Here is a 17882-nt window from a genome sequence, read left to right on the forward strand (position 1 = left end):
CCCGTTCGGCACCATGGAGGAGACAGGCGCTAACACATTGACGATATGGTGACTTTCTGAGATGAGCCCTGGTGAGTCCGGATGTGCGAGGCTGAAGTGACGAAGCAGAGACGACGGTCCATCGTCAGGTGACGAAGGCCATCGTCACGATATGAGGGGAAGTGGCTGGTGAGCGGCAGCGCGCACGGTGATGTGGTGATGGCTGCTCATTGAAATTGCCGCCGGAATCGCCACATGCCGAAGCCGAACAGTGTTCCGCCCAACAGGAGCAGGGCACCGACCGACTTCCACAGCAGGTCTAGACCAGCGCCCTTCAGCATCACGCCATAGGTCATGTCGATGTAGTAGCGCAGCGGGGAGAACGTCATGATCGCCTGCACCCACCTCGGCATGGACTCATACGGTGACGTAATGCCCGACAACAAGAGCATCGGACCTACGACGAAGAGCGTCATCATGCCCACTTGAGCCTGGTTCTTCGCGAGAGTCGCAGCCACCAACCCGAATCCGGCGGTGGTGAACACATGTAATGCAGTCAGGAGAAAAAAGAGTCCCGCCGACCCCTTCATCGGCACGTGAAACACGGGGTGCAACACGCCGTACAGGGCGAGGCCTGTCGCAAGGAGGATGACCCCGGACATCGCGAGCACCTTCGAAAACATGATCTGAAAGGGAGACAGCGGTGACACCAGCAACTGTTCGACCGTGCCTCGTTCCTTTTCACGGACCAGCGCAGCCGCCGGCAACAACACGGCAAAGATGGTGATCATGCGGAGCACATGGGCGATGGACTGGAACCATCGTTCATCTTGAGTGGGATTGAACCAGACGCGATGGGCACTGGTCACCAGCGGCAAGGCCGCCTTCGCTCCGATAAGACCAACAGAGGCCAGGCCCCTCTCGGCCCCGAACAGACCGGCGATTCGCACGGTATAGCCGGCTGCCGAAAGCCCCTGGGGTGCATTGGTTGTGTCCACAAGCAGCTGGACCGCCGTTCGTTCCCCGCTCATGAGGGCCTCGTGAAACCGCGGAGGAATCTCCAACAGTAGCATCGCGTTACCCTCATCCAGTTGCCGGAGCCCCTGACGAGGATCGCGGATTTCTCCGGCAAAGGCGAAATAGGGAGGCTGAAACCGGTGGATCAGCTCGCGGGACGAAGCACTATGATCCGCATCATGCACCAGCAACGCCGCATTGGTGAGCTGCATCGTGATCCCGGCCCCGCTGACCACCACCGAAAGGGAAAACGAATAGAGCAGAAACAACAACAACGGCACGTCGCGCGACAGTTGCAGAAGTTCCTTCCACGTCAGCGTCGCGAGACGCCGCCCCCACGTGGCTGCCCGCTGCCGAGCCGTCATGCTCCATCCCTCATGCCTTGGGCCTCTTGGTAAAGAGCCGATAGGTGATTCCGCTGATGGCGGCGGCAAAGATGGCCAGCGCCAGCAGATCGATCCACAGCACGTCCACGCTCACGCCCTTCAGAAAGCTGCCTCGCACGATGTTGGTGTAATACATGGCGGGGTAGAGATGCGCCTGCACCTTCGCGCCTTGCGTCAACGAGGCCACGGGGACCAAGAGGCCGGAAAACAGAATCGTCGGGATCATCGCCACGACCATCGTGATGATCAGCGCCGCCATTTGCGTCTGCACAAGCAGCGAAATCAGCAGACCGATCCCTGTGGTACAGAACACGAACAGCACCGACGCGGAAAAGAATAGGAGGAACTGTCCCTTGAACGGCACCTGAAAGAGGCCGACGGCCATCAGCCATAACATGCAGACGTTCACAAGGGAAATGACGATGTAGGGCAGCAGCTTCCCGGTAAGGAACTCGGCGCGGCTCACAGTGGAGCTGTAGATGTTGTAGATCGACCCGGTTTCTTTCTCCCGCACGACCCCGAGCGCCGTCAGCAGGGGCGAGGCGAGCATCAGCGTGAACATGACCAGCGCCGGCACCATGGACCAGGTGCTCCGGACCTCCTCGTTGTACAAATAACGCACCTCGACACTCAGCGGGCGAACCAGTGCGCCGGCCTGCTCCCGGGTGAGACCTCGGGATCGGCGCAAATGCTCGATCAGCCGATCTTCCGTGAACGACTGGTTGATGGCGATGACGTAGCCCTTGGCGATATCCGTATGGAGCGGAAAGGTCCCGTCGAGTAACGTCTGGACGGCGACCGAGTCGCCTGCGACCAATTGCTCTTGGAACCGCTCGGGGACGATGATGGCCGCCCGGATCTTGGATCCAGTCAACAGGCGATCAAGGGCACGCTCCTCGTCGGCATACCCCTGAAAGGAAAAATAGCGCGACTGTATGAACCGCTGGAGATAATCCCGGCTCAACTCACTGTGATCCCGATCCACGACCGCGAACGGAATGTCCTCGACATCCAGATTCAACCCATACCCGAACACCACGAGCCAGAGCGCCGGCAAGAGAAAGGCCAACAGCAGGAACAGCCGATCTCTAGTGGTCTCCTTCCATTCCTTGAGCGCCACGGCGCCGATTCGTTGCAGGTTCAGGCTTACCCCTCCTTCTGCGCCGCCCGTTCCAACGCCATGACCCGTGACACAAACACATCCTCCAGACTGAGCATGCGGGGCCGCACCGCCTCGACGGAGAGGCCGGCGCGGGCCAGGATCTCCCGAAGCCGCGCCTCGTCGCGGGACGGATCACGCGAGAGCACATGGATCTTCGTACCGAAGAGCGCGGCACCGGCGAACCCCGCCGCCGCCATGTGCGCCAGTGCAACCCCCGGCTTGTCGGCGACCACCTCCAGGAGTTGCCCGACTTCCCGCTCCACCTGTTTTTTGAGGTCCGCCGGTGTCCCCTCGGCCACGATGCGCCCGGCATACATGAGGGCGAGCCGATCACAATGCTCCGCTTCGCTGAGGTAGTGCGTGGTAATGAGGATCGCGACGCCCTCCTCGCGGGCCAGCCGCGCCAGCGACTCCCAGAACCGCCGGCGGCCGATGGGGTCCACGCCGGACGTCGGTTCATCGAGAAACAAGACGCGTGGGCTGTGGACGAGCGCGCAACCCAACGCCAGACGTTGCCGCACCCCCATGGGAAGGCGCCCCGCCCGATCATCCTCGTATCCGCTCAAGCCCGCCATCTCCACGATCCACTCCATCCGTTGTTGCGCCTGTCGGCGAGCCAAGCCGTAGATCCCGGCAAACAGCCGGATGTTCTCGAGCACGGTCAGGTCCAGATAGAGAGAGAAGGCTTGAGACATGTAGCCGATGCGTTCTTTGATCGCACCGCCCGCCGTCCGCATGTCCGCGCCGGCCACGCGTCCTTCTCCGCCTGTCGGCGGTAAAATGCCGGTCAGCATCTTGATGACGGTCGTCTTGCCGGCGCCGTTCGCGCCCAACAACCCGAAAATTTCGCCCTGCTGGATCTCGAAGCTGACCCGATCCACCGCTCGGAACGAATCAAAGTCACGACTGAGTTCCTTGGCCTGGACGGCAAGTCCGTCAAACTGTGGCGTGCCCATGGAGCGAGCCGGTCGGTTCACTCCTCGCGACGCTCTCGCCTGCCCATCCTGCTCTTTCAGGAGCAGCGCCACGACGACATCTTCCAGTTCCGGTTCGTCCGTGCGGACCTGCGCAACCGGTAAGTTCCCCAGCACGTCGCGGATCCCCGCCACGGCGGCGGCCGGCTGCCGCTCCGGTGTGAACAGGTGCAGCCGGGGTCCCAAGGACTCCACCTGGGCATACCGGCGTTTCAGGCGGGCGACCGCTTCCAGTTGCGGGGACGATTCGAAGGTGACGACAAGGCCAGGGACCAGCGCTTGCACTTCTCCCGGAGTTCCCGAAGCCAGCACCCGTCCATGGGAGAGAAAGGAGAGCCGGTGAAAACGGGCCGCTTCGTCCATGTAGGCGGTCGACACGAGCGCGGTCATGCCCTTGCCCGCCTGCCATTCCGCAAGAATGGCCCAGAAGTCGCGCCGCGAGACCGGATCGACGCCGGTCGTCGGCTCGTCCAGAATGGCCAGCTCCGGCTCATGAATCAACGTACAGATCAGGCCGAGCTTTTGCTTCATCCCGCCCGAGAGCTGTTTCATCAGCCGGCCACGAAACCGATCTAAGCGCGTGATCGCCAGCAACCGGGCCTTGCGTTCACACAGCTCCGCCTCGGGAACCAGACGGAGTGCGGCAAAAAAGTCGATGTTCTCCTCGACGGAGAGTTCAGGGTAGAGATTGAGCCCCAGTCCTTGGGGAAGAAATCCGATTCGCCGCTTCACCTGTTCGGCGGCTCGCTCGGAATCCACGAAGGTCCCGAACACTTCGGCGGACCCGCCCTCGTACTGCAACACTCCGGCGATCGCCTTCATCACACTGCTCTTGCCCGCGCCATCCGGTCCGATGAGGCCGTAGATCTCACCCCTCTTGACGGTGAGGTCCAGGCCGTCGACCGCAAGGTGCTGCTTGTAACGCTTGACGAAGCCGGACAATCGGACGGCCACCTCCGGTGACGATGCAGCGGGCCTGGTCATCGGGGCTTCGACCAGGCCACGTCGTCCTTCCAGCGGATCACCGCGTCCGCCGGCAGGCCCGGCGTCAGCCGATGGTCAGGATTCCCGGTGAGATAGAGCCGAACGGCATAGATCAGTTTGACCCGTTCGTCCGGGGTCTGAACTTCTTTCGGCGTGAATTCCGCTTTCGAGGCGATGTACCGGACCGTCGCCTCGAAGGGCTCGTCGGGAAAGGCATCCGTATGGATGTGGGCCGGCAAATCCAGACGGACCTTGCCGATTTGGAGTTCCGGGACATAGACCTGCAGGTAGAGGCGGTCGAGGTCCACCAATTCGAGCAGGGGCGCGCCGGTCGCCACGACTTCTCCGACGTCGACCATGCGGGTCGTCACCGTGCCGTTCGTCGGGGCTACGATCGCCAGATCGTCGAGGATGCTACGGGCTTCCGCGAGCGCCGCATCCGCTTGGTCGCGTTGCCGTTCGAGCGCCGCCACCTCCGCTTCCTTCGATCGGATTCGCTCCCGCCCCAATTCGGCCTGGGCGAGTTCCTTGCCGGCTTGGTCGAGGGCAGCTTGCGCCACCGCAATCTCCGTGACCGCGACTTTCCAGCGCGCATCGGCCTGATCCACATGCTGCTGTGACACCGCCTGCTCCGGAAGCAAGGAATGCACCCGCTCGGCGTCCCGACGGGCTTCATATTCGACGGCTTTCGCCTTCCGAATGAGGGCGCGCGCGCTGTCGACTTTGGCGTCCGCCGCTTCGATGCTCAGAGGCACTTCGAGGTTCAGGACCGCCAGCGCGGTATGGGCCGCTTCCACCTGCGCCATCAAGCTGTCCACCAACCGCGCCGCTTGATCGACCTTCGCCGTCGCTTGGGCATCGTCCAGGCGAATCAGCAGGCTGCCTTTGACGACCTGGCTCCCTTCGCGCGCCGCCAGCTCGACGACGCGCCCGGGAAACTTGCTGGACACGGTGACATGGTCGCCTTCAATCCGTCCATTGGCTTGAACCAGCCCCTCCGGGAGGCCGTCCTGCCACACCAGCCGATCAAGGATCACATATCCGGCGATCAGCACCGATGCGAGGACGGCGGCCGCCATCGTGAAGGTACGGATGGTCATTCGTCGTGGATGGCGGACGTGAGCCCACCATCCTCCTCACGACTCAATGATCCCCGTACCGGTCCATCCATTTGCGGAGGTGCTCCACTGCTTCAGCCTTCTGTTCCGGCCGGAGAGTCGCATGCCAGTCCGCCAGCTTAGGCAACACGCGCTGCATCAGGCGGGTCTGTCCCGCTTGGTGCTGCTCGAACAGCCGGGTCAGTTTGGCCTGATCCAGCCGCTCACTTTGCACCTGAGCGATGACCTCTTCCATGGTCGCCTTGCGTTCTTGCTCCGACTCGGCGCGGGCGGCCAACACTTCATTCTTCACGGCGGCCAGCTTGGCCTTCTGCTGTTCATCCAGGTCCAGATGTTTAGCAATCTTGCCCGTCATCGAGTCGGCCCGCTCCGCCGGCGTATAGTGACGATGGCACCCGGCGCCGACCAACGCCCCGGCCAGAATCAATGCCCCGATCGCAACTCGAACCGTGTGCTGCATCTTCATGCTGCCCTCCTTGGTGATGGGTGTGAGAGCCGAGCGGCTCGTTCTCTTCACATTCAATCAGTAATCGACACGACATGGTAGGGGAGCGTCCACCCGTTATTCCCTGGGGCGGGAGAGACCGAGCTTCTTGATTTTCGAGGTGAGGGTCGTGCGTTTCAGGCCCAAGCGAGCCGCCGCGCCGTCCGGCCCGCCGATCACCCACTGTGCCTCGCGCAAGACACGCAGGATCTGCTCCCGTTCCGCATCCTGCAAGGTGGTGCTCGGTGCCGCAACCAGCCGCGCTTCCAGCTTCAGCTCCTGGAGCGGCACCTGGAGTTGAGTCCCCTGGGTAAGGATGACCGCGCGCTCGATCAGATTTTCCAATTCACGGATGTTGCCCGGCCACGCATAACGCGACAACGCCTCCAGGGTCGGGGCGGGAATCGATTCGATCGGCTTCTTCATGCGCGCGGCATAGTGCTGCGTGAAATACCGCACGAGCATCGGAATATCCTCTCGCCGGTCGCGCAGCGGCGGCATCGTGACCGGGAACACGTTCAGCCGATAGTACAGATCGCTTCGAAACCGGCCCTCTTCGACCAGCTTCGCCAGGTCCCGGTTCGTGGCAGCCACCAGCCGGATGTCCACGCGGATCGTGCGGGTGCTCCCGAGCCGCTCGAACTCCTGCTCCTGGAGCACGCGGAGCAGCTTCGACTGCAGCTCCAGCGGGATCTCGCCCACTTCGTCGAGAAAGATCGTGCCCTCGTGGGCCAACTCGAAGCGGCCGATCTTTTGGGAAATGGCCCCCGTGAAGGCGCCCCGCTCGTGGCCGAACAGCTCACTCTCCAACAGGCCGGTCGGAATGGCTGCGCAGTTGAGCTTCACAAAGGTGCGCTGCCGGCGGCCGCTGAGCCGATGGATGGCCCGGGCGATGAGTTCCTTTCCGGTCCCGGTTTCGCCCTGGATCAACACGGTGGCGTCGGTCGGCGCCACGATCTCTACCTGCCCCAACACCTGCTTGAGTACACGGCTTTCGCCGATGATGTCGTCGAAGCCATATTCCAGACGAATCTCTTCTTCGAGGTAGAGCTTCTCTTCGGTCAAGCGGTCCTTGAGCGCCCTGATCTCCTGATAGGCTAACGCGTTCTCAACGGCAAGGGCGACCTGCCCGGCCACCTGGCTCAAGAACTCGACATCTTGCGCGCTGAAGGCATGCTCTTGGCGGCTGGCCAGATTCAAACAGCCGATCACCCGGTCGCGCGACAAGAGGGGCAGCGAGCAGATGGAACCGAACCCCTTCTCGACCAGCAGACGGAGCACGGCGTGCGCAAAGGTTTCCAGCTCCTGACGCTCGTTGACCACCACGGGGCGTTTCCGCTGCAGGGCCAGACCGGCCGGAGAATCGCTCACGTCCGTGACCACGCCCTCGGCCAGCGCCCCTTGATTGTCGGGAAAATCCAAGGCGTGAAGGCGCACACGTTGCGTGTCGCCGTCGCAGAGAACCAGGCTGGCATATTCTTGCGACACCATCTCGCGCAGGCACAGGCTCACCGCCTTGAATACCTCGCGCAGATCCAACGTAGACGCCATCGTGTTGGTCATACGCAGCAACAGTCCGAAGCGATCCCGCTGCCGCTCCACGTCCCGTTGCGACGCGGCCGCCGCCTCGCGGTTGAGGACATTCTCGACGGCCACCGCCACCTGCCGTCCGACCTGCTGCATCAATTCCAAATCCGACGTCCGGTACACATCCTTCTCCAGGCTCGAGAATTCCAACGCACCCAAGCGGCGGACCGCCGAGGTCAAGGGCACCAGGCAACAGGACTGAACCCCGTCTTCCCGCATCAGGCCGATGACCTCCGGCCAACGCTGCTCCTTCGTCAGATCGTTAAGCAACAGCGGCTCCTGCGTGGCCCAGACCAAGCCGGCCGGAGTTTCGTCGGGCGGACGTTCCTGGCCGCCGATGATGTCCGCCGGCACATTGGCCTGCAGCACATGGAGCCGCATGACCCCACGCTGGAGATCGTGCAGCGAGAGCCCGACGAAATTGACCGGCACGACCGACGGCAGCAACCGCGCGAGATCCTGCGTCAGCGCGGCCAAGTCGGAGTGGCTGGCGATCGCCTCCGCTACGCGCAACAGGGCGCGATACCGTTCGAGGTTGAGCTGATCCGTCTGCGTCGGCGGTGGGTGAGTCATGCGCGGCCTAGTATGCCCGGAGCCCGAGCCGGGCGCAACGCCGCCCGTTTGCCCCGCTTCGACATTTCCTACCCTGTCACGTATACTGCTTCGCCGGAGTGGAGATGCTTCCATGAACAGTGCGACGATCGTGCGATTTCTGCGGGAGCACATTCCCGACCTCGTGGCCATCTACCAGTTCGGCTCACAGGTCCGAGGCGATGCGACCCCGGACAGCGACATTGACCTCGCCATCCTTGCCAAGCGGACGCTTCCCAGTGAGCGGCTCTTCGAATTGGGTCAAGAACTCGCCGCTCGACTTGGTCGAGATGTGGACCTGCTCGATCTCAAGCGAGCCTCCACGGTCATGCGTGCACAGGTCCTTGCCACCGGCCGCATCCTCGACAGCAGAGAGGGCTCCGCTCGGGCTGAATTTGAAATGTACGCCTACTCCGACTATGCAAGGCTGAACGAAGAACGGAGGCAACCTGTTCGACAATCAAACCAAGCAGGATGCGATCGTGCTCAATCTGCAGCGTGCCTGCGAGACCGCCATTGATCTCGCCATGTATGTGATCAGGCGTAACGGGTTGGGACTTCCGCAGGAAAGCAGAAAGGCGTTTGGCTTGCTAGAGAAAGCGGGACTGCTCCCGGCCGAGTTGGCGAACCGATTCCAGCGAATGGTCGGCTTCCGCAACGTCGCTGTTCATGACTACACCAGCCTAAACCTGGAGATCCTCAATACGATCATCACCACTCACCTCGACAACTTTCGCCGATTCTCATCCACCATCGTCAAGGCCTGCGCGTAGCGGGGAAGGCGCGTTTGGCCTCCGTCCGCTGAAAATCGGTGATGAGGGGACTGCTGCCCTTGCGCGTGACATAGGCCCAGATCCACTGCAGCATCACGGTGATGCGATTCCGGAAGCCAATCAGCAAGAACACGTGCACCACCGACCAAAGCAACCAGGCCGGTATGCCGGAGAGGTGCCATCGACCGAACTCCGCCACCGCGCGGTGGTGGCCGATCGTCGCCATGCTACCCCGATCCACGTACCGAAAGGGTTCGCGTGGCCGCCCTTGGAGATCGTTCAGGATGTTGCGCGCCGCCTGTTGCCCCTGCTGCAAAGCCGCGGCAGCTAGGCCCGGCACCGACCTGCCGTTCGCGTCGACGAGCGCCGCCATGTCGCCGATGACGAACACTTCGCGATGGCCCGGCAGGCTGAGGTCCTGCTCGATGGGCACCCGCCCCGAACGATCCGTGGCTACTCCCACTGTCTTCGCGAGCGGGGAGGGCGCAACCCCGGTCGCCCAAATCGTCACGTCCGTGGCAATCCACTCGTCCCGTACCTTGATCCGACCCGGTTCCACGGCTCGCACGAGGCTGTCGGTGCAGACTTCGACGCCCAGCTGCTCCAGTTGTTCGGCAGCCTTGCGTGACGAATCGTCCGAATAGGCCCCGAGAATGCGTGAGGCGCCCTCGTACAGGCGGACACGTGCCTGCATCGTGTCGATGGCCTTGAAATCCTTGGCCAGCGCCAACCGCGCGAGGTCGGCGATGGCTCCGGCCAATTCCACACCGGTCGGCCCCCCGCCGATGACGGCAAAACTCAACGGCTCGTGCCGTCCCGTGAGCTGCGCCTTCCGTTCCGCCCGCTCGAACGCCAGGAGCAAACGGCTTCGGATTTCGACCGCATCTTCGATCGTCTTGAGGCCCGGCGCATCGGCCTCCCATTCGTCATGGCCGAAGTAGGCATGGCGGGCTCCGGCGGCGAGAATGAGATAGTCATAGGCCACCGCCGCGCCGTCGTTGAGTTGCACGTTGCGGGCAGCGAGGTCGATCCCGACCACCTCGCCCAGGATGGTGTGCAGGTTGCGCGCCGGCTGCAGGATGCGGCGCAACGAGGAGGCGATTTCGCCGGGAGACAGCACGCCTAGCGCCACCTGGTAGAGCAGGGGTTGAAAGGTGTGATGGTTCTTGCGGTCGATCAGGGTGACGGCCACCGCCTTATTCGACAGGCCTTTGGCCGCATAGAGCCCTCCGAACCCCCCGCCGACGATGACGACCCTCGGAATCTGCGCACCACGTATAGGCATGTTCCCAATGCGCCGAGCCTCAATACCCCACCGTGAAGCGCTGCCGGACATGTGTTGGTCTCTCCACCTCATCGATCATCGCCATCGCATAATCCTGGGTCGAGATGCGGCTCGTTCCGTTCGTATCCACCAGCATCTGATCCTTCCCGAGCCGGAACCTCCCGGTACGGGGTCCTGGCGACAGGTCGGCAGACGGGGAGAGAAACGACCAGTCAAGGCCAGATTCCTGGCGTAGCATGTTCAGGGCCTCTCGGGTGGCGAGCGCGCCCTGTTTATACTCGGCGGGAAAACCCGGCAGATCCAAGGCCTGAATGCCCGGCTTCACTTCCAGGCTGCCGGCGCCCCCTACGAATAACAATCGCTTCACGCCGGCCCTTTTCACACCATCGATGATGGCTTGCGTGCCCTTTACCTGAAGATTGTAGATGTCCGCATTGCCCCAGCCCGGATTGAAGGCGCTGATCACGGCATCATGGCCCGCAACCAAACGGGCCACGCCGTCAACATTGTAGACATCTCCTTTCCGGGAGTGCAGCTTCGCATGCGGTTGCAACTTCTCGGGGTCACGAACGATGGCCGTGACCTCATGGCCGCGATCCAAGGCTTCTTTCAATATGGCCGAGCCTACAAACCCACTGGCGCCGATCAATACGATTTTCATAGGAACCTCTTGCTCTCCATCGAATCTCCTGCCTGGTCTTTAATGCCCGCCACCGCCGATGTCGGCCCCGTGCATATCGATGACCATTCCCGCTTCATTCAGTTCAACAGTGATCAATTCGCCCTCTGCCATTCCCTTTGTCTTCTGTCTTTCTTCCGCCAGCGGAAACACTTGCTCGCCATCCGGCGTTTGCAGCTTAATCTGCCTTTTCATCCGACCGACGTGGATGAGTTTACCGGTTATGTATCGATGTGTTCCTTCCTTCCCCTTGAGGTGCATGTCGATAATGTAATTGTTCTCATCCAACACCACGATGAGTTCATCCCCCGCTTTGAACGGCTCCTGCCCGTGGCGTCGAGCCATGTTTTCATTGAGTTGGTGTGTCGCTCCCTTCGGTGTCGTCACCACGAACACCCCGGCCTTTTTCGTGACCACGCTGGTGAACTGCGTGTGGCCTCGTGCAAGATCCTCTGCCCCAGTCGCCGCGTCGCCGCCGACTGGGGCGACGAGACATGTGTCGAGAACCGTCGACCACGCGAGTTGCGGGAATCTACCACGAAGCATGAACCCTCCTCTGTTGGTTACCGGTGATTACCGATTTCGCTCCCATAGCCTGGCGGAACAAAGGCAACATCGGCATTTCCGGAATCCGCCTTTCAGGATGTGAGTTCGGCCTTCAGGCAGTGCTTCGGCGGCTTTCCCATACCCCGTCGAAACGCTCACAACATCGCGAATAGCGAACGACGAATGCCTGATGACAATTCTTTCCGGAACCTCCCGCTTCAGCATTGGGCGTGTCCATGTGCGAATAACGGCAGGCCCGCGCCGCTCGTGTAACGTCGCGGTTCCTTCCATCTGCTATACCCATCCTACTCCTCCGAATTTTTGACTGCTACACGGGCGATTCAGCATATGTGACGAACCGCTCTCGATTTCTCGTATGTGCTCCGGATTGACGCGCACGTAGACGGACACCTCCTGAACCGTCCTGGCGAGCAATCCATCCGGCATTTTTTGAGCTCCGCGCCGGTAACAGCTGGCCTCTCCGTGCTGATACCGCGGTCCTGCGCAATCACGGCGGCCGTCTTGGGATGATCGCCGATGATCATCATCGACTCGATGTCGGCGCCCGTTCTCGGCTAAGACCGGGGGAATCTCCCGGCAAGGGCACGCGAGATGTGACCCGACGGCGCAAGCCTGCCTGTCCCAGCAGGTAGGCGCTGACGGGTGCGGTTATGAATAGAAACAGTGTGATGAGGAGTTCGCGCAGGCTGAAGTCCCGCCCAACGCCGTGAACGATGGCGGCCAGCAACATGCCGCCGACGCCCAGGGTCGTGGCCTTCGTCGGGCCATGCAGCCGCATGAAGAAATCCGGCAGGCGAATGAGCCCGATCGCACCGACGAGAATGAAGAAGCTGCCGACCAGCAGCAACAGGGACACGATGATGTCGAGCATGTGATTACTCTCCAATATTGCCACGGGCGAGGTAGCGCGCCAATGCCACCGTCGCGACGAACCCGATCATCGCGATGAGAAGCGCCGCTTCGAAAAATACGGACGTGGACTGGTGAATGTCCAGCACGATCAGCAGCGCAATGGTGTTGATATACAGCGTATCGAATGCCAAGACCCGATCGGCCGGATCAGGGCCACGCAACAGACGCAGAGTACAGAGTATGATCGCGAGCGCGATGGAACCGAAGGCGATAGAGAGCGCGACCGTCAGCATTCCAACATGTCCATGATCGGACGCTCGTAGCGCTCCTTGATCCTGGCGACGAAATACTGCTCATCTTCCAAGTGGAGCACGTGTAGAAGCAGGGTACGGGAATCCGGCGACAACGCGATTGACAGCGAGCCTGGCACGATGGATACGACGCTGGCAAACAGCGCGATCGCATGCGGGTGAGTCACGGCGAGCGGGACGTGCACGAAGCCCGGTCGCAGGCTTGGGACCGGCCCGAGCACTAGGCGCGCGACCGCAATGTTCGCCAGCACGATATCCCACGCCACCAATCCGGCGAAGCGCAAGGCGGTTCCGATCGAGCGGATTCCAGGCAGTTCGCCTAGGAGCGGCGCCGTGAGATGCGGGATGGCGACCGCGAGGAGGAGGGCCAGAATGAGTTGAGGCGGCGAGATCCCGACCAGCGCCAACCAGCAGGCCGCGAGCGACAGCGACAGCACCGGAAATGGAAACACCTTGTTCACCGGGGGCCTCCCGTCGTATGGGACCGGACAAGAGCATCTCGTTGAGGTCCGAGGACCGCATCGACGTAGGAGGCCGGCGAGAGCAGTTGCGCCGCCGTTTCATCGGTGTACTGTTTGATCGGCGCCGCGAACAGGACCAGAAGCAGGCTACAGGCCGCGAGCGCCCCCAGCGCCATCCATTCGCCGACGCGCGGGGCATGGACCGGGCCGACCGGGAGCGGTTCCGTCACATTCCACAGCACGATGCTGCCTGCTCGCGCACAGCCGACCAGCATGAGCACGCTCGTCACCATGATGACCATCCATATCGGCACGATCGCGATCGCATCCTTCGCGCTTTGCAGCACCATGACCTTCCCGAGAAATCCGGACAAGGGCGGGACGCCCGCCACCGTGGCTCCGGCGAAGAGAAACGCAAGACCGAGCGCCGCCGCGCGACGGATCTGCGGACCCGGATGGATCTGGTCAGTCATGTCGCCGCGGCCGCGTCCGATCAGATCGCCGACGAGGAAGAGAAGGGCAATGACGATGGTCGAGTGCGCGAGATAATAAAGCCCGGCAGAGAAGGCTGCCACGCCGCCGATCGCCACGGCAGTGAGGATTGTGCCGACCGACGCGATGGTCAAATACGCGGTCAGAGTGGCGAGGCGCCCGGCGCCGAATGCGCCCAGTGCGCCCAGCGCAAGGGTGATGAGGGCACAGGGCAGGAGCCAGGGAGAGGTCAACTCCATCACGACGCCAGCCCAGGCGCCATAGACCAGTGTGGTGATCCTAATGATCGCGTAGACACCGACCTTCGTCATGATCGAAAAGAGCGCCGCGACAGGGGCGGGCGCATTCGAATAGACCGCAGGTAGCCAGAAGTACAGGGGGAAGAGCGCGGCTTTAATGGAAAACACCCCGAGCAGCAGCAGGCCCGCAGTTCGCGCCAGCGCCACGTCCTCCGTCCGCATCTGGGCCATGCGCTCGGCCAGATGCGCCAAGTTGAGCGTCCCCGTGACGCCGTAGAGCAGGCCGACCGCGATGAGAAAGACACTGGAGGCGGCGATGTTGATCGCGGCATAGTGCAACGTTGCGCGCAGGCGCTCTGCAATCAGGCCCTGCAATGAGAGACAATAGGAGGCGATCAACAGAATTTCGAAGAAGACGAAGAGATTGAACAGATCTCCCGCAAGGAACGCCCCGTTCAGCCCCATCAGCTGAAACAGAAAGAGCGGGTGAAAGTATTGTCCGCGCGCATCCCAGGCTTGCGCCGAATAGAGCAGCACCGAGAGGGCGAGCAGCGCCGTCAGCAGAAGCATGAACGCGGAGAGACGGTCTGCGACCAACACGATTCCAAAAGGCGCCGGCCAATTGCCGACCTGGCAGACGAGCGGCGTACCGGCTTCCGCTTGCGCCAGGACGGCAATCGCTGCCGCGAAAAGACCCAGCGTGGCCGCCGCACTGAGCGCGCGCACCAGAACCACCGGTGCGCGCTGCAGGACGAGGAGCAGTGCGGCGGTGAACGCGGGGAGGACGATCTGCAGCGCGAGCAGGTGATTCATGGCTTACCCGCCGGCCTGGAAACGGCCTCCGGCTCAACCCCGTCCACATGATCACTCCCCGTCTGATGCCAGGTGCGCACTGCGAGCGCCATGAGAAAACCCGTCATGCCGAAACTGATGACGATGGCCGTCAACACTAGCGCCTGCGGTATGGGGTCGGCGTATCCGGCCGCTTCTGGTGAGAGGATGGGTGGTGCGCCGGAGGTCAGCCTTCCCATGGACAGGATGAACAGGTTGACGGCATAGGAGAGCAACGACAAGCCAAGTACCACCGGGAACGTGCGCCCACGCAGAACAAGATACAGGCCGCAGGCGGTGACGATCCCAAGCGCGCTGGCGATCATCAGCTCCATCACAGGACCTCGCCGGTTGAGGACAGCTTGCGCCTGGCCTTCCCAAGGGCGGTCACTGTCAGGAGCGTCGTCCCAAGCACCGTCATAAACACGCCGAGGTCGAACGCCGTGGCGCTGGCGAGCGGAATCTCTCCCAACAACGGCACATGCGGATGGACGGCTACGCTGGTGAGAAAGGGCGCGCCCGTAAACATGCCGATGAAACCGGTCAAGGCGGCGAGCAACAGGCCGAAACCGAGCAGGATTCTGAAGTCGATGCGTATGCGGGTCAGCGTGTGCTGGAGGCCCTCGCCCATGTACTGCATGATGAGCGCGATCGCGACGACGAGCCCGGCAAGAAATCCGCCGCCCGGCCGATTGTGGCCCCGCAGAAACAGATAGATGGCCACAAGGATGGTAAACGGCATCAGCAGTCGCGCCGCCACCGCGAACATGGTGCCGGTCGCTTCGGATGGTCTTGTGAAGACAGGCCGCTCGACGCGCAGTCCCGCCGTCACTATCCAGGCTCCCATCGCAGCCAGGCTCAGGACGGTGATCTCGCCGAACGTATCGAAGCCGCGGAAGTCAACGAGCAGCACGTTCACGACATTAGCCCCGCCCCCCCGCGGCAGGCTGTTCGCCAGGAAGTACCAGGCGATGGATTCCTGACCGCGCGTCAGAACAGCCCAGGATAACGCCGCGACACCGGTTCCGGCTGCGACCGCAAGGACGGCATCGCGAAGTTTGCGCCGCCGCTTCGACTCCGCGGGTGTCGACTGCGGCAGAAGCGCCAGGGCCATGAGCATCACCAGGGTCGTGACGACCTCGACAGCGAGTTGTGTCAACGCGAGGTCTGGAGCGGAAAAATACGCAAAGGCGACCGACACGGCCAGGCCGACGACGCCAGCCAGTATGACGGCCACGACCCGCTCGCTATGAAACCAGACGGTGCCGAGCGCGGCCGCGATCGCGGCGCCCCACAGGACGAGAGCCAGCGGCATCACCGGGGTCGCCTCCACCACTACAGCCTCGAACCCAAACTGGAGGAACGGCCACAAGCCGAGTCCGATCACCGCCGCGATGGTGAGCGCGAGATAACGCTGGAGCGAACCGTTCTCCATCCGGCTGGTAAGGCGGCCCGCGACGGCAATCAGACCATCGTAAGCGTGCTGGAAGAGCAGCCGTCCCGCATAGCGCACCGGCACGTGAAGATGCAGATCGTATCGGCGCCGTAACAGCCAATAGACCACCGCGCCGCCGGCGAGCGCGACCACACTCATGAGCAACGGCAGGGTGAAGCCATGCCACAACGCGATCTCATAGACAGGCAACGCGTCGCCGATCACGTCCCGCGCCGCCACATTCACCAGGGGTGCAACGGTGTAAGCGGGCAACACACCGACCGCGATGCATACCATCGCCAGCACTTCAGCCGGCACCTTCATGTAGCGTGGCGGCTTACCGGGGGTGTGCGGGAGGTCGTGCGGTTCATCGAAAAACACGTCGTGAATGAAGCGCACGGAATAGGCCACGCTGAACATCGAACCCAGTATGACCAGGGCCGGGCCCATCCCCCCGAGCAGAGGAAGATGCTCCAGATCGAGCGCTTCGGCAAAGAACATTTCCTTGGATAGGAACCCGTTGAAGAGCGGCACGCCGGCCATGGCCGACGCCGCCACAATCGCCAGGACTGAAGTTTGCGGCATGTACCGCCAGAGGCCGCCCAGCCGCCGCATGTCACGAGTCCCGCACTCGTGATCGATGATCCCCGCCGCCATGAAGAGCGACGCCTTGAAGGTCGCATGGTTGCCGATATGAAAAATGGCGGCCACCGAGGACATCGGCGTATCCAGCCCCATGAGAAACGTAATGAGGCCGAGGTGGCTGATCGTTGAGTAGGCGAGCAGGCCCTTCAAGTCGTGCCTGAATACCGCCACATAGGCACCGAACAAGAAGGTTGTGAGACCGACGGTGGTCGTCACGTATTCGAACACGAGGTTCCCACCCACCAAAGGATAGAGCCGCGCGAGCAGAAACACTCCGGCTTTCACCATCGTGGCAGAGTGCAGATAGGCCGACACAGGCGTGGGCGCGGCCATTGCCGCCGGCAGCCAGAAATGAAACGGAAACTGCGCCGATTTAGTGAACACACCCACTAGAATCAGCACCAGCGCGACATTGAACGAAGAATGGCTTCGGATACCCTCGCCCGCCGAGAACCACCTTGTGAGCTCGAAGCTTCCTGCGATATTGCCGATCAGCAGCACCCCTGCGAGCAGAGCGAGTCCGCCGGCGCTGGTGACGGCAAGCGCCATGCGCGCACCCTGGCGAGCCAGCGGGCTGTGAGTCCAAAAACCGATGAGCAGGAAGGAGACCAGGCTCGTTAGTTCCCAGAACATGACGAGCAGCAGGACGTTTTCGGACAGCACGACGCCCAGCATAGCGGTCATGAACAACATGAGCAGCGCATACAACCTGCCGATGCGATCCTCCGGAGCCAGATAATAGCGCGCATAGAGGATGACGAGCAGCCCGATGCCGAGGATAAGCAGTGCGAAAAGAAGGCCGAGCCCATCCAGCCTGAACGACAGGTTGAGGCCGAGCTCCGGCAACCACGGCTGGCTTATGAGGAATTCCTCGCCGACGAGCACCTCCGGGACCGTCCCAGCCAGCAGGGCCAGACTTGCGGCGACCGGCAAGGCGGCGGCCCAGGCGGCGGCGGTGAACCCGCGGCGTTGGGCAAGCAGCGTGGCGGCGGCGAGCAATGGAAGCAGCATGATGCTCGGTAGCGTCATG

At 62.4% G+C, this 17882-nt stretch carries 17 protein-coding genes; 2 read left to right on the top strand and 15 right to left on the bottom strand.

Going from position 1 to position 17882, the window contains the following annotated elements:
* Positions 1–206: 206 nt before the first annotated feature.
* From HRU82_10805 to HRU82_10830, 6 genes are all read right to left on the bottom strand, one after another.
* On the bottom strand, positions 207–1361 hold the full coding sequence (locus HRU82_10805) for an ABC transporter permease (protein QOJ35399.1): 1155 nt from the start codon (positions 1359–1361) through the stop codon (positions 207–209).
* Between the two features lie 10 nt (positions 1362–1371).
* The gene (locus tag HRU82_10810; GenBank protein ID QOJ35400.1) at positions 1372–2502 is read right to left on the bottom strand and encodes an ABC transporter permease; all 1131 of its coding nucleotides are present in this window, start codon (positions 2500–2502) and stop codon (positions 1372–1374) included.
* Between the two features lie 26 nt (positions 2503–2528).
* A complete protein-coding gene (locus tag HRU82_10815) occupies positions 2529–4502 on the bottom strand; it encodes an ABC transporter ATP-binding protein (protein QOJ35401.1) in 1974 nt (657 codons plus the stop codon).
* A complete protein-coding gene (locus HRU82_10820; GenBank protein ID QOJ35402.1) occupies positions 4499–5602 on the bottom strand; it encodes an efflux RND transporter periplasmic adaptor subunit in 1104 nt (367 codons plus the stop codon). The genes HRU82_10815 and HRU82_10820 overlap by 4 nt, the downstream gene beginning before the upstream one ends.
* Positions 5603–5645: 43 nt before the next feature.
* Positions 5646–6086: a Spy/CpxP family protein refolding chaperone gene (locus HRU82_10825; GenBank protein ID QOJ35403.1), complete on the bottom strand. Its 441-nt coding sequence runs from the start codon at positions 6084–6086 to the stop codon at positions 5646–5648.
* A gap of 96 nt (positions 6087–6182) precedes the next feature.
* Complete coding sequence (locus HRU82_10830) at positions 6183–8264, bottom strand: sigma 54-interacting transcriptional regulator (protein ID QOJ35404.1); 2082 nt, start codon at positions 8262–8264, stop codon at positions 6183–6185.
* 112 nt (positions 8265–8376) lie between these two features.
* On the opposite strand from HRU82_10830, the gene HRU82_10835 reads away from it, so the two are divergent.
* Both HRU82_10835 and HRU82_10840 read left to right on the top strand, forming a co-directional pair.
* Positions 8377–8802, top strand: a complete 426-nt coding sequence (locus tag HRU82_10835) for a nucleotidyltransferase domain-containing protein (protein QOJ35405.1) — start codon at positions 8377–8379, stop codon at positions 8800–8802.
* Positions 8732–9055, top strand: a complete 324-nt coding sequence (locus tag HRU82_10840; GenBank protein QOJ37180.1) for a DUF86 domain-containing protein — start codon at positions 8732–8734, stop codon at positions 9053–9055. Before HRU82_10835 ends, HRU82_10840 begins: the two co-directional genes overlap by 71 nt.
* On the opposite strand, the gene HRU82_10845 is transcribed toward HRU82_10840, so the two are convergent.
* From HRU82_10845 to HRU82_10885, 9 genes are all read right to left on the bottom strand, one after another.
* The gene (locus HRU82_10845) at positions 9039–10391 is read right to left on the bottom strand and encodes an NAD(P)/FAD-dependent oxidoreductase (GenBank protein ID QOJ35406.1); all 1353 of its coding nucleotides are present in this window, start codon (positions 10389–10391) and stop codon (positions 9039–9041) included. The two genes, HRU82_10840 and HRU82_10845, sit on opposite strands and share 17 nt — an antisense overlap.
* Entirely contained in the window at positions 10360–11001 is a 642-nt protein-coding gene (locus HRU82_10850; GenBank protein ID QOJ35407.1) for an NAD(P)-dependent oxidoreductase, read from the bottom strand. The genes HRU82_10845 and HRU82_10850 overlap by 32 nt, the downstream gene beginning before the upstream one ends.
* A 39-nt stretch (positions 11002–11040) precedes the next feature.
* Positions 11041–11436, bottom strand: coding sequence for a hypothetical protein (locus HRU82_10855; protein ID QOJ35408.1), 396 nt, complete (start codon positions 11434–11436; stop codon positions 11041–11043).
* 673 nt (positions 11437–12109) lie between these two features.
* Positions 12110–12457 (bottom strand): Na+/H+ antiporter subunit G, encoded by a 348-nt coding sequence (locus tag HRU82_10860; protein QOJ35409.1) that lies wholly within the window; start codon positions 12455–12457, stop codon positions 12110–12112.
* A 4-nt stretch (positions 12458–12461) separates the two neighbouring features.
* Positions 12462–12731: a K+/H+ antiporter subunit F gene (locus HRU82_10865; GenBank protein ID QOJ35410.1), complete on the bottom strand. Its 270-nt coding sequence runs from the start codon at positions 12729–12731 to the stop codon at positions 12462–12464.
* Positions 12725–13210, bottom strand: coding sequence for a Na+/H+ antiporter subunit E (locus HRU82_10870; protein ID QOJ35411.1), 486 nt, complete (start codon positions 13208–13210; stop codon positions 12725–12727). Before HRU82_10870 ends, HRU82_10865 begins: the two co-directional genes overlap by 7 nt.
* A complete protein-coding gene (locus HRU82_10875) occupies positions 13207–14754 on the bottom strand; it encodes a monovalent cation/H+ antiporter subunit D (protein QOJ35412.1) in 1548 nt (515 codons plus the stop codon). The genes HRU82_10870 and HRU82_10875 overlap by 4 nt, the downstream gene beginning before the upstream one ends.
* On the bottom strand, positions 14751–15107 hold the full coding sequence (locus HRU82_10880; protein QOJ35413.1) for a Na+/H+ antiporter subunit C: 357 nt from the start codon (positions 15105–15107) through the stop codon (positions 14751–14753). Before HRU82_10880 ends, HRU82_10875 begins: the two co-directional genes overlap by 4 nt.
* The gene (locus tag HRU82_10885; protein ID QOJ35414.1) at positions 15107–17881 is read right to left on the bottom strand and encodes a monovalent cation/H+ antiporter subunit A; all 2775 of its coding nucleotides are present in this window, start codon (positions 17879–17881) and stop codon (positions 15107–15109) included. Before HRU82_10885 ends, HRU82_10880 begins: the two co-directional genes overlap by 1 nt.
* Between the last annotated feature and the right edge of the window lies 1 nt (position 17882).

The organism is Nitrospira sp. (assembly GCA_015709715.1).
In the GTDB taxonomy this organism is placed as follows: domain Bacteria; phylum Nitrospirota; class Nitrospiria; order Nitrospirales; family Nitrospiraceae; genus Nitrospira_A.